The 12,430-nt window shown below is 45.6% G+C and carries 16 protein-coding genes; 4 read left to right on the top strand and 12 right to left on the bottom strand.

Annotated features, from left to right (window positions below):
• From Q0198_RS02335 to Q0198_RS02320, 4 genes are all read left to right on the top strand, one after another.
• Window positions 1-391: hypothetical protein (locus Q0198_RS02335; protein ID WP_297894498.1), on the top strand; the 391-nt coding region annotated here is incomplete at its 5' end.
• A 20-nt stretch (window positions 392-411) separates the two neighbouring features.
• The gene (locus Q0198_RS02330) at window positions 412-882 is read left to right on the top strand and encodes a hypothetical protein (RefSeq protein WP_297894497.1); all 471 of its coding nucleotides are present in this window, start codon (window positions 412-414) and stop codon (window positions 880-882) included.
• A 9-nt stretch (window positions 883-891) separates the two neighbouring features.
• Window positions 892-1,305, top strand: coding sequence for a hypothetical protein (locus Q0198_RS02325; RefSeq protein WP_297894495.1), 414 nt, complete (start codon window positions 892-894; stop codon window positions 1,303-1,305).
• A gap of 10 nt (window positions 1,306-1,315) precedes the next feature.
• Window positions 1,316-1,690, top strand: a complete 375-nt coding sequence (locus Q0198_RS02320) for a hypothetical protein (protein ID WP_297894494.1) — start codon at window positions 1,316-1,318, stop codon at window positions 1,688-1,690.
• Between the two features lie 65 nt (window positions 1,691-1,755).
• Here the strand turns inward: Q0198_RS02320 and Q0198_RS02315 are convergent, their stop codons facing one another.
• The 12 genes from Q0198_RS02315 to Q0198_RS02260 all read right to left on the bottom strand — a co-directional run bounded on the left by Q0198_RS02315 (window position 1,756) and on the right by Q0198_RS02260 (window position 12,429).
• The gene (locus tag Q0198_RS02315; protein ID WP_297894493.1) at window positions 1,756-3,222 is read right to left on the bottom strand and encodes an aldehyde dehydrogenase family protein; all 1,467 of its coding nucleotides are present in this window, start codon (window positions 3,220-3,222) and stop codon (window positions 1,756-1,758) included.
• 1,143 nt (window positions 3,223-4,365) lie between these two features.
• Window positions 4,366-5,115: an ATP-binding protein gene (locus tag Q0198_RS02310; protein ID WP_297894491.1), complete on the bottom strand. Its 750-nt coding sequence runs from the start codon at window positions 5,113-5,115 to the stop codon at window positions 4,366-4,368.
• On the bottom strand, window positions 5,112-5,810 hold the full coding sequence (locus Q0198_RS02305; protein ID WP_297894490.1) for a 5'-methylthioadenosine/adenosylhomocysteine nucleosidase: 699 nt from the start codon (window positions 5,808-5,810) through the stop codon (window positions 5,112-5,114). Before Q0198_RS02305 ends, Q0198_RS02310 begins: the two co-directional genes overlap by 4 nt.
• On the bottom strand, window positions 5,807-6,751 hold the full coding sequence (fabD, locus tag Q0198_RS02300) for an ACP S-malonyltransferase (RefSeq protein WP_297894488.1): 945 nt from the start codon (window positions 6,749-6,751) through the stop codon (window positions 5,807-5,809). Before fabD ends, Q0198_RS02305 begins: the two co-directional genes overlap by 4 nt.
• Window positions 6,752-6,760: 9 nt before the next feature.
• Window positions 6,761-7,408 carry an FKBP-type peptidyl-prolyl cis-trans isomerase gene (locus Q0198_RS02295; RefSeq protein WP_297894485.1) on the bottom strand — a complete coding sequence of 216 codons (648 nt, stop codon included), beginning with the start codon at window positions 7,406-7,408 and terminating at the stop codon, window positions 6,761-6,763.
• A gap of 50 nt (window positions 7,409-7,458) precedes the next feature.
• The gene (locus Q0198_RS02290) at window positions 7,459-8,277 is read right to left on the bottom strand and encodes a tetratricopeptide repeat protein (protein ID WP_297894483.1); all 819 of its coding nucleotides are present in this window, start codon (window positions 8,275-8,277) and stop codon (window positions 7,459-7,461) included.
• A 1-nt stretch (window position 8,278) separates the two neighbouring features.
• Entirely contained in the window at window positions 8,279-8,752 is a 474-nt protein-coding gene (locus Q0198_RS02285; protein WP_291938293.1) for an OmpA family protein, read from the bottom strand.
• A 55-nt stretch (window positions 8,753-8,807) separates the two neighbouring features.
• Window positions 8,808-10,055, bottom strand: coding sequence for a Tol-Pal system protein TolB (tolB, locus tag Q0198_RS02280; protein ID WP_297894477.1), 1,248 nt, complete (start codon window positions 10,053-10,055; stop codon window positions 8,808-8,810).
• Window positions 10,052-10,465 (bottom strand): hypothetical protein, encoded by a 414-nt coding sequence (locus tag Q0198_RS02275; RefSeq protein ID WP_297894475.1) that lies wholly within the window; start codon window positions 10,463-10,465, stop codon window positions 10,052-10,054. The genes tolB and Q0198_RS02275 overlap by 4 nt, the downstream gene beginning before the upstream one ends.
• Before the next feature lie 17 nt (window positions 10,466-10,482).
• On the bottom strand, window positions 10,483-11,463 hold the full coding sequence (locus Q0198_RS02270) for a TonB C-terminal domain-containing protein (protein WP_297894473.1): 981 nt from the start codon (window positions 11,461-11,463) through the stop codon (window positions 10,483-10,485).
• Window positions 11,456-11,854, bottom strand: a complete 399-nt coding sequence (locus Q0198_RS02265; protein WP_005869629.1) for a biopolymer transporter ExbD — start codon at window positions 11,852-11,854, stop codon at window positions 11,456-11,458. Before Q0198_RS02265 ends, Q0198_RS02270 begins: the two co-directional genes overlap by 8 nt.
• Entirely contained in the window at window positions 11,854-12,429 is a 576-nt protein-coding gene (locus tag Q0198_RS02260; protein WP_297894471.1) for a MotA/TolQ/ExbB proton channel family protein, read from the bottom strand. The genes Q0198_RS02265 and Q0198_RS02260 overlap by 1 nt, the downstream gene beginning before the upstream one ends.
• Window position 12,430: the final 1 nt, after the last annotated feature.

Raw genomic sequence — 12,430 nt, 5'->3', positions numbered from 1 at the left:
TATCGCCATTGTTTTTATAATGCTCGACAAGCCTTATGCGCCTATCGTAGGCTGGGTGATGCTAATCGGGCTTTTTTACGCAGAGATTATCCCGAATTGCTTTAAATTTATTGCGTGCTACGATGATCGCATAGTCGTGAAATATTTTTTCTGGGAAAAAATTATCATGCTTACAGATATAAAGGAATTCACCGCATATAAAATCCCTATATCATTTAAACAAATTTTAGCCATAAGGCTTAAGCCTAAAATTTATGATATATTGATTTATCTAGGCTCGATCTCTATACCGATGGACTACATAGCCAGCGATGATTTTGAAAAGCTGAAAATTCTACTGAAAGAACGCAATGTAAGATATTTCAATTTTAAAAATTTCAAATATGAATAAATTTTATCTGAGGATCAAAAATGAACGATGCGAAACCGGGCGAGCCGCTGCTAATCATAAAAAGGGCGAGGCGTTTTTACGGACCTTTTTATTCGGTAGTTAAAATTTTGCAATTTTATATCGCCATTGTTTTTATAATGCTCGACAAGCCTTATGCGCCTATCGTAGGCTGGATAACGCTAATCGGTCTTTTTTATACGACGGTTATTCCGAATTGCTTTAAATTTATTGCGTGCTACGATGATAAAGTGATAGTAAGATATATATTTTGGCAAAGGATTCTAAAATATGATGAGATTAAATATATTGCTACATTTGCATATCTGCCGGGAGGCGAAACACTTTGCCTAAAACTAAAATTTAATTTGGCAAATATCGTATTTAATCTAAGCTCGATTATTTTGCCTTTAAGTTATATAACAAAAGAAGATTTTGAAAAATTAAAAATTTTAATGAGTAACAAAAATATCGAATACAGGGATTTTATCTGAGGAGCGAAAATGGGTTACTATCGTAGTTATCAAACTATAAAAACAGGCGGGTATTTTAATTTCGCCATAAAATTTCTTGTTGCAATATTTTTTGCGATTGTTCTATTCGGCTGCGACGGTAATGAATGCCGCAACGAATACAATAATAAGGCGTTTTCTACTATAACCAACAATTTAAAGGATAAGGAAAATAGAGATTGGACGCGCGGGTCTATTGACAACTATGAATACTTCATAAATTTTTACGGACCTAGCAACGATGATTTAGAGACTTTATTAAAGAATGTAGCAGAGGCGGCACAAATTCCAAATGTCAAAATTACTATATCGGTTTATGAGAGATATTGGAAATGGGGCAGCAAAACTCCGCCACTATTTAGCAAGAATATATTAACCGTAAAATTAGACACAAAATCAAATTAAGGAAAATGAAATGCTGAAATTTACAAAGTGTTTCTTTTTGATAGTCGCTGCATTTATATTATTCGGCTGCGACGGTAGGGAATGTCGGAATCAGTATAACGACAAAGCAGAAGAAATAATATTTGAAGGAATAAGAGATTTAAATCATCTAGGCGGTTCTTGGTCTTGTGGAAAAATTACCGATAGATATGAGAGTATAGCAAACATTTATAGCGCTAGAGATGATGATATAAAGTTACTCTTAAATAATTTTTCAAAGGCTACCGACATACCAAATGTTAAAATCACGATAAATGTTTATAAAGGTATCAGGTTGGCAAATAAAAATTTGCCGCCAAATGATGAGCCTCTATTAATCTTAAAATTAAATACGCAATTCAAATAAAGCAAAATAAAATTTCGGGCGGCGCAAACCGCCCGAAACGTAGCCCGAGGTACCGCGCTAAGTCCTTACTGCTCGTAAAAGCCGCTCGGTTTAGAGATCGTGTCGATGTAGATGTTTTTGGTCTGGGTGTAGTGATCCAGGATCATCTTGTGCGTCTCGCGACCTATGCCCGATTCTTTGTAGCCGCCAAACGGCGCGCCGGCGTGGATCTGGTTGTAGGTATTGACCCACACGCGACCCGTCTCAAGCAGACGTGCGACCGTGAGCGCCTTTGCGATGTCGCGCGTAAATACGGCGCCGCCAAGTCCGTAGAGGCTGTCGTTCGCCATGCGGACGAGCTCGTCTTGATCTTTAAATTTAATCACGACGCCCACAGGACCGAAGATCTCCTCCTGCGCCACGCGCATGTCGTTGCGCACGTCCACGAGTAGCGTAGGCTCGACGAAAGCCTCTCCCGCGCTATGTCGCTTGCCGCCCACGGCAATCTTAGCGCCCTCCTCTACGCCGATTTTTACGTACTCTAAAATTTTATCGGCTTGCTTTTTGTTGATCTGGCATCCCATCTGGGTGTTCGGATCGAGCGGATCGCCCACCTTGATGCGCTTAAATTTCTCCACGAGCGCCGGTACGAATTTATCGTAGATGCCCTCCTGCACAAAAATTCTACTTCCCGCGCAGCAGACCTGACCTTGGTTGAAAAGGATTCCCAGCTGCACGCCGTCGATCGCAACGTCGAAGTCGCAATCGTCAAAGATGATATTTGCGCTCTTGCCGCCAAGCTCAAGCGTAGCGGGGATGATCTTTTGTGCCGCGGCTAGCGCGATGCCTCTGCCGACCTCGGTAGAGCCGGTAAATGCAAGCTTATCGAGCCCTTTGTGGGTGCGGACGAACTCGCCTGCCTTGCTTCCCTTGCCGGTTACGACGTTGATGACGCCCTTTGGAAGCAGCGGCGCGATTAGGCGGATGAACTCCAAAATGCTAAGGCTGGTCTCGGAGCTTGGCTTAAATACGCACGTATCGCCCGCGGCAAGTAACGGAGCGAGCTTCCACGCGCCCATCAAAAACGGGAAATTCCACGGCACGATCTGTCCTACTACGCCGATCGGTTCGCGTAAGACGACGGATAGATAGCGCTCTTTTAGCATATTGGCGCTGCCCTCCTCGCCCAAGATCACGCCCGCAAAATAGCGGAAATGCTCGATCGACCACGCTACGTCGACCGCGCGCGTCTCGCGGATCGGCTTGCCGTTGTCGATAGTCTCTACGGTGGCGATGAACTCGGCGTTTTGCTCTAGGACGTCGGCGATCTTATTTAGCAGCGCGCTGCGCTCATAAACGCTGGTGCGGCGGAAGCTCTCAAACGCCTTGCGGGCTGCGGCGACCGCTCTATCGACGTCCGCCTTGCTAGCATCTGCGATCTTTGAAATTTTCTCGCCGGTAGCGGGATTAAAAACGTCTAGGCTCGCGCCGCCTTCGGCACCCACAAACTCGCCGTCGATGAAAAGCTTATAGCTTGGTTGGATTGTAGCCATGCTTACTCCTTACGTGAAATATGACATTCGCTATTATATATCCGCGGCGATTAATGCGGCATAAATTTCGGAGCGAAAATCGGTTAAAATTTCGCAGTGTGTAAATTTGAGAAGCAATGCAGCGCCCGCGAAATTTTAAAATTTGATCTGCGCGTGCGACAGCGGAGGGTTTGAGGAATTTTGAAGCGGCGTTAAATTTAAGCGGGCGCGAGCGGCGAAATTTCAAAAGGTAACGTTTATGAAACGAGAGCGTAAATTCGGCTGCGAGAAATTTTAAAATTTCGCTCCGCCTGGATTTTAAATTCGGCTTCGTTAAAATTTTAAAATTTTGTGAAGTAAAATTTTTGAAACATTTTGCGGAGCGGGCGAGCGGTTTAAATTTACGGCGCGCGGCAGCGTGCGACGATAAATTAGCGAGCGCGACTCAAGCTATACGTAGTCCAAACTATAGCCTGCCGATAAATTTTAAAATTTTGCGGGGTAAAATTTCATAATTCGGCTTCGTCAGAGTTTTAAATCGGGCTTCGTTAAAATTTTAAAATTTAATCTGGTTGAGAATTTTGAAATTTTGTGAAGTAAAATTTCAAAAATACTTTTCGGAATAAAATTTCTACAACTATCTTTCGCGCGAGCTTTGCAAGCCCATAACGCTTGCTCGTAAGGCTCCGCTTGGTACGGGCGGCATTTTGAGCAGGACGAGAGGGTGGCGCCGAAAGCAGCCGTAAGCGTTTCGCAAAAAACAGATACAGGCCACACAATCCGCTCCACTCGCAGCTACTAAGACGTAGGAAATATAACCATTCGCGCACACAACTTAACGCAGGAGCGCAATCACTCGTGCGTACGGTTTCTTGGACGCAAGAGTGCAATCACTCGCACACGCGGCTCGGACGCAGAAGTACAATCACTATAACACGCAGTCGGACGCAGAGGCGTAATCGCTCACGTTACAACTTAGATGCGGTGGGGCTAATGCTCACGCTGCGGCTCACAGCTCGTTCGAGCACAGGGGAAGATAACTGCTCTGCGCGCGTCAGGCTCATTCAAGCCAAAAAATCGAACTAGGCGCACGAAACTCATGTTATCGCAAGAACTGCGCGCTTTGAATTCGTTTGAACAAGGGAGTGCAAACCGCTTAAAATTTTAAAATTTAGGCTCGAAAAAAGTATCTTCGTGGATGTTGGCGAAGGCGGCTTGCAGGCTGATAAAAAACCTCGGATGGGCCTTTTCGTACTGCGCCAAAAGCTCTTTCGTAGCGGCGCGCGCGGTGGGCTCCTTGCCGCCGTATTGCCTCGCGGGGCAGACCTCCTCCTCGCGCATGATCGGAAGCTCATTATCTCTGGCACAGGCGGCGATTTGGCGCTCGCGCGCAAGAATGAACGGGCGGATGATCACAAGCCCGTTTTCGGCGACGTAGCGCGGAGCGAGGGTGCGAAGCGCGCCGTTGAAAGTGAAATTCATAAAAAAGCTCTCCGCGGCATCGTCGAGGTGGTGGGCGATGGCGATCTTATTAAAGCCGTGTTCGAGCGCGTAGGAGTAGATGTATCCGCGCCTCATACGCGAGCAAAAGCTGCAAAACGTGGTGTTTGCGCGGATCTTTTCCTTGCCGAATTCAAAAATTTTAGTATCGATTATCTCGTAGGGGATCTCGTGCTCTTTAAAATGCGCGCTTATCTCGCGCAGATCCTCGCCGATACCGTAAGTAACGGTGACGGCTCGAAACTCCCAATCTAGCGGGCTTACGCTTTGGAAGTGCTTCAGCACGTGCGCCAAGCTCATGCTGTCCTTACCGCCGCTAAGAGCTAGTAAAATTTTATCGCCGCGCTCGAACATCTTGTATTTGGCGTTGGTTTGTCCGACGCGGCGAAGTAGTTTTTTGGAGAGGCTTATCATAACCTTTCGATCATTTTTAGGACGAAATTTGCGCTCGTCTGCGCGCTTTTTACCATAAACTCGTCAAAGTCAAACTCGGCTTTGTGTCCCGCCTCGTCGCTTATCGCGCGCAGTATGCAAAACGGCACGCCCAGCGCGTCGCACACCTGCGCTACGCTCGCTCCCTCCATCTCGACCGCGCTCGCATCAAACGTCCGCTCGATCCAACTCTTGCGCTCCTCATCGCCCACAAACTGATCACCACTAGCGATGACGCCCGATTTTAGCGTGATACCAAGCTGCTCAGCGACGCTTTGCGCGATAGAATTTAACTTCGCGTCGGTTTGAACCGAAATTTTACTTCCCGGCACGAATCCGTGCGGATGTCCAAACGCCGTGATGTCCAGATCGTGCTGCACGAGCGCGGTGGCGTATAAAATTTCGCCGATCTTGATGCCGTGCTTCAAAGCCCCCGCGACGCCCGTAAAGATAAGCGAGCGCGCGCCGAATTTCTCGATCATAACCGTAGCCGTCAGGGCGGAATTTACCTTGCCGATCTTCGAATACGCGATCACTAGATCGTGGCCGTTAAGCTTAGCGGCGTAGAATTTATTATTCGCGTGCTCTACAGCCTCCACGCTCACACCCCGCTCGCGCAGCGCAGATAGCAGCGGCTCGATCTCTTCGGGCATAGCGCCTAAGATCGCTACTTTCATCCATTCTCCTTTGCAAATTTTACAAACTCGTCTAAGCTCGCAAGATCCGTGATGCTAAAGGTCGGCTTTTGCGTGATCTTTTTGTTTATACCTTTTAAAACCGCCGCGCCGAACTCGATGAAGCAGTCCGCCTCGCTCTCGTAATTTTTGATGCTTTGCTTGTAAAGCACGGGGCCGACAAGCTGGGCTTTCAGCAGCTCTAGCGCTTCGGATTTCGTCGTGTATGCGCGCGCCGTGGCGTTAGCGATGACGGGGGCAAAGCTCTCTTTTAACGCGGGGCGCAAAAATTCCAAAAGCTCGTCGCTGGCGCTTTGTAGCATAGGGCAGTGGCTCGCGACGCTCATATTCAGTAGCATTGCGCGCTTTGCGCCCGCGGCTTTAAACTCGCCCTCGAGTGCTGCGAGATCATCTTTTTTGCCCGCGACTACGATCTGCCCGTCGCAGTTATAATTCGCCGCCCAAACCTGCTTGCCCGCGCTCGTCGCATCCGCGCAAATTTTCTCGACCGCCTCGTCGGCAAGAGCCAAGATCACCATCATTCCGGCGCCTTTGCCCTCGCAGGCGCTCTGCATAAGCCTGCCGCGAATATTTACGAGCTTTAGCATCTGCTTCGGCTCCATGCCTCCCGCAGCGCTTAGCGCGCTAAACTCGCCCAGCGAATGGCCAAGCAAAAACTGCGGAGCGATGCTAAGCTTTTCTTGATCCGCTCTTTCTTGCAGCGCTGCAAGCGCCATCATAGAATTTAGCGCGATAGCAGGCTGCGTAAATTCCGAAACGTCGAGCTTGTCGTTGGGTTCAAACAGCAAATTTTTAAAATCGATACCCGTAAAGTCTGAAGCCTCATCCAAAAGCGCGCACGCAGAAGCGGAGTTTTCGTAAAACTCCCTGCCCATGCCTACGCTTTGGCAGCCCTGTCCAGGGAAGATAAAAGCAAATTTCATAAAAAAGTCCTAATGCTCGTGATGGTGCCCGCCGCAGCACTCGTGATCTTTCCCGTGATCGTGGCCTCCGCAGCATTCATGACTGTCTGCATGCCCATGGCCTCCGCAACACTCGTGATCTTCTGCGTGATCGTGTCCGTGTCCGCCGCAGCACTCGTGCCCCTCGTGATGATTATGTCCGCAGCCGCAGCTGTGCGCACCCTCCGGCTGGCCGGTAAGAATTTCGTCTGCCGTCGCTTCGCGGTTCTCGACGATTTTTACGTTAAATTCCAGCTCCTTGCCCGCGAATGGGTGGTTGAAATCGATGGTAACGTCCTGCTCGCCGATAGCTTTGACGCTCACACGGGTAGTCGCGCCATCCTCCGCCTGGCCGAAAAGCTCCATACCGACGACCAGATCGATGCCCGCAAACTGCTCTTTAGGCAGGATCTGCACGGCGTCCTGCTTATACTCGCCGACCCCGTCGCTCGGGCTTATGCGAACAGTTTTGCTCTCGCCCGCTTGTAAATTTAAAATTTCATCCTCCAGCTTTTGGATGATTTGATCTTTGCCGCTAAGAAAAGCAATCGGGTCGGAGTTTAAATTTGACTCTAAAATTTCACCGGTTTTGCCGTCTTTTAGCTCATAATGCATCTTTATAACTCGGTTGTTAGCCATAGTTTTCTCCTATTTAAAATTTTATTTTTGAGTTTATATTTAAATTTAAGTTATCTAGCGGGCGCGGCTTTAGCTTCTTTGGAGTCCGGGTATGAAGCCTTTAGCGCTTTGTAGAATTTATCTGCGCTGTCTTTATCGCCGATCTTATCGAAGCTGATCGCCGTGTGATAAAGAAGTTTTGGGGTGTAGTCTTGGCTCTCGTTGTGCGAGATACTCTTTTTATAATAGTTTATCGCTTCTGCGTATGAGCCGGAGAAATATGAAATTTCGCCCAGCATGTAATTTGCCTTAGCGGGCTTGTAATTTTTAGATACTAAATAATTGTAGCGCTCTTTTGCGCCGGAATAGTCTTTTTTGGCATATAAAGCGTCAGCCTCTTTCAATACTGAAGCTTGATCTTTTGATTTAAAATCGGAGTCTGATTTTGTACTAGCAGGGACTGAAGCAATACCTGCGTCTAATTCAGCGTTTTTTTTTACGCTGCCACCGCTGCCTAATTTTTTATTGATTTCAGCAATTTGGGCTTTTATAGTTGCGATATCTCGTTTCATCTGATCTAGCTCACTGTTGCCTTGGCTTTTGCCGGTAGCGCGAATTTCTAGATCTGCCACCCTGTTTTCCAGGTTCGAAATTTTAGAATTTGTTCCTTCAAGGACGCTTTGCAAACCTTCGACACTCTCGCGTGTATTATCTACACTAGTTTGCATCTCGCTTATGCGCTTGCGATTGTCGCGCAATACTTGCTCGTTTTCAGTTAGTCCGTAAGAGCTGCCTGAATCAATATTGCCAGCATCAAATGCAGAAGTTTCTGCATTTAAAAAAGTGGCAGCTCCCAAAAGAGCCGCCACCGTGAAATTTTTAAATTTCAAATTAGAATCCAACTTTGAATTCGTCGCGTCTGTTTTGAGCGTCGCACTCTTTAGAATGCTCTGTGCAAGCCATATTGCTCTCGCCGTAGCTTACTACGGAAATTCTGCTCTCATTTACGCCTTGAGCAACCAATGCGTCTTTAGCTGCAGTAGCTCTCTTTAGACCAAGAGCATAGTTGTACTCATCAGAACCCCACTCGTCGCAGTTACCTTCAACTTTAACGGTTAGAGACTCTGCGCCTGCTTGGTTGAATAAAGCTGCGTTATTATTGATTGTGCCTTGTTGATCGGCTCTAATATTAAATTTATCAAAGTCGAAATAAACAGTACCAACTTCACTTTGGATCTGAGATGCCAAAGCAGCTAGTCTATCTGCATTACTTGTGCTTGTAGTATCGGCCTCTGGGGTCTTTTTAGAACAACCGCTCAATAATAGAGCAGCAACTGCTATCGAAGATAAAACTAAATGTTTCATTTTCTATCCTTTCAAAAAAAATTGAAGTCATTATATCACGAGATTTTTTAATATTTTACCAATCAACCGATTGAATTTTACCCACTCTTAACGGAAATTGGAAACTTTTATTCTCGTTAACTCTGATAATACCTACCGAGCTTCCGCTGCCGTCTTGCTTGATAAACATAATGCTGCCGCCATCGCTAGAAAATCTAGGAAACATATTTTTGCCACTAGCCGTTAACTGGCGAATCATATCGGTTTGAGTAGAGATTAAATATATATTAAATCCGCCCCCGCCGTCGCGACTAGAGTAAGTAACGTAATTACCATTTGTGCTGATGGAGTTATTATTTTTGCCGTGATAGACGAGCTGCTGAACGTTGCCGCCGTTTATGCTAGTGGCAAATACGTTCGGATAGCCCAGACGATCGCTCACAAAAGCCACGCGCGAATCGCCGTCAATAAAATTTCCATTTACATCAATGCCTGCATAATCAGTAATTTGCTTAGCGCTGCCCGAAGCTATATCATATAAATAAATATCGGGTTGATCTTTAGGCGCATTGGTGATTAGAAGCTTTCTGCCGTCGGCGCTTACATCTGAAGCTATCGTCATGCCATGACCGGTAAAAATTTTACTCTTGCTACCGTTGGATAGATTAAATTTATAGATAGCGGGCGTATTTTTATTGACATAGTAGGTATAATAAAATTCGTTCTGCGCTGCGCTTGCCCATTTAGGGAAGATATTTAATCCGCCACGAAGCACAACCTGCTGGTAAGTAAGCGTATAGTCAGCCACCATAATCTCGCTCTCGCGCGTCGAAGTGTAGCGAGAGAGCAAAATCATCTCCTTCATCCAATCGACGTTTGAATACCCTAGCTGCTTGACGATTTCAGATACCGCCATATGTGCTAAAAACGGATACTTTTCGGCATTTGAAAGCGTAAAGCTCTTCTCGTACATCACCCTACCGCTGTTTGCTTCGAGCACTTTGGCTTTTAGGCTCATCGGCGAGCTTTTATCACTTACCGCGTAGCGCACGATAAGAGCGGCACCGCTAGAGCCTAGATTGTTGGAAGCGCCCGCATCATAGCTGCTTTGTAGATACTCGTCGCTGACTTCAAAAGTCGCGCCGACCTTTAGATCGCCCACCATAAGTTTAAAGAATTTGTTGCCAAATTCTGAATTTGCAAGGTTCGATGCATCCTGAACAACGATTTTAGGTAGATTTACCCCTTCGTTTACGATAGACATAGTCGCATCTGCCGCGAAAATGCTACTACAAAATGCAAGAATCAAAAGTAGTTTCTTCATCTTTTCTCCTTAATTTGATCTGATTTAACATTATATTTTAAAAAAATCGCAAATTTACGAGGCTTATTGTCTGGCGCTTTTACAAAGCGTTGTTCCGAAAGCCTCACCAAAAAGTTCTTAAGTTTTTTGCGGAATATTTCATCCCCCTCCAAATAATCTGTGCTATAATCAATAACTTTCCCATCAGCACTTAAGCTTACGTTGAGTAGCACGCTGCCTTCAGCAGGAGTCATTTTTTGCGCCCACCACAAATAACCCAGCTGCTTTTTAACATCATTATAATAAATTTTAATTTTATAGGAATTTTGAATTTCGGTGTTTAAATTTGAAGAGGTAGAATTTTTAGCAGAATCCACATCTTCTGCAAAAAGCATACAGCAAAAGCCAAAAATACAAAAAAGTCTCTTCACTTTTTTCCTTACAAATTCTAATTTGTCTTCATTACGTCGGACATCCTAGTATCAATCTCGTGCGACGCCCCGTCGGGAGATTTCGGGAAACTCTGAGTCGATAGATTATCCAAGAAATCTCGCAACTTCTGGTTAAATTCCGTCTCTCGCCCCAGCTCTATAATAGTATAATCCGCTACTCGCCCATCTGCGCTAAAGACTATCTTAATCCTTGCGTCGTCCTTCGCGGTCGCCACATATCTGCTCCATAGAACTTGAAGCTTCTTCTCGATAGCGCCGTAATAAGCGTTATACTCGCCCGTCCTTTGCGTCCTGCCGCCAAGCTTATCGGATTTGACGACAGCATTTTTAGATGCCGCTTTATCCTTAGCACTAGAGGTGGCGGTTTCTTTATCGGACTTTTTGTTACTCTGAACGGCGTCGCTAGCTTTAGCGCTCTCCTCAAGCTTCTTATTGTCCTTAGTCGTATCCGAAAAAAGATCGCTCAAGCTCGGTTTTTCCTCTTTTTTTGGCTCCGGCTTAGTTTCCTCTTTTTTCTCTACTACTTTTTCGGAAGGTTTATCTTCCAACTTAGGCTCAGGCTTGGGCTCCTCTTTTTTGGGCTCAGCTTTAGGCTCGTCCTTTTTAGGTTCCGGCTTCGGCTCTTCCTTCGGCTTTTCGGGCTCTTTCGGTTTCGCCTGCACCGGAGGCGGCGGAACTACTTGCGCCGTAGTCTTAATTTTATCCTCCGGCACGTCCTTCACATTCTTATTTTCAAACTCGCCTTGCTTCGTTTCTTTAGCGATTTCAGGCGCGGACGGAAGTTTATCATCTATTTCGAAATCAAAAGTAACATCCATATAATCGTTGGGATTGTCGGTATATTTTTTAAATTTTTCCTGCGGCTTTGAAATTTGATATAAAAGAACGAAAATCACCAGTAGATAGGCAAAAAGGGCGATTAAAAACGATTTAAAATTATCGTATTTAACCCCCGTAAAATTTGAATAATTAGCCATTTGTTTGAAGTGCAACTTTTGTAAAACCCGCCTGCTTTAGGCTCTTTAAAACAAACATTACATCGTCGTAAACGAGTCTTTTATCGGCTTGGATATAGACAGGTTTTTCCAAGCTATACTTGCCGGTGCCTTTAAGCAGTACGAGATTATCCGGGAATTCTGCCAGACTCATCGAGCTTTTGTCGATATAAACCTTGCGATCTTCGCCGATACGCACAAGCAAGAATTCCGCGGTATTTTCCGAAACCTGTGCTTTTGAGCCACTAGGCAGTTCGATCTTCTCATCGTAGATAATCGCCGTTTGCGCGACCATTAAAATCGCTAGCAAAACAAGCATAATATCGACGAGCGGAGTGATATTTAGCTCTGGATTTTCGTCGAAATTATACATTAAATAGCTTTTCCAGTGTTTGCTTTAAATAGCAAAATATCTGCCGTACGATTTATGATGCTCATAACTTCGTATGCTTTGCGTTTTATAAGTAAGCTAAAGGTGTATGCGGGTATCGCTACAAAAATTCCACATCCTGTGGCAACCAGGGCCTCGCTAATCGCAGGAGCGATAGTATCAATGCCGGAATTTCCACCGCCGAGCTTGGAAAATGTGTGAAGTATGCTAACAACTGTACCGAACAGCCCGATAAACGGCGAAGTAGAGGCGACGATAGATAGCCAAGTAAGTCCGCTAGTGGAGTCGCGTTCGGCCTTGCCTTTATAAATTTCCAAGGCTTCTTTTGAAATTTTATCGGTATTTACTTTTTGAAAAATAGAGCCCGAAAGCGAAATCCTACCGCCCATCAGCAAGGATTCGAGCGCCTTTGCTTCGCGGTGTTGCCACGCACTAAGCCCTACAAATCTGGAGATCAAAATCGTAAAAGTGACGATAAAATAAATGGATAACCAAGAAAGCACGAATATCGTAATAAACGTGCTTCTTGAAAAATAACTTAAAATCAGATCTAACATA

The sequence above is a fragment of the uncultured Campylobacter sp. genome, from assembly GCF_938045205.1.
Taxonomy (GTDB): Bacteria; Campylobacterota; Campylobacteria; order Campylobacterales; family Campylobacteraceae; genus Campylobacter_B.
The sequence above is the reverse complement of the archived record's forward strand: the minus strand, read 5'-3'. Positions and strand labels throughout refer to the sequence as shown.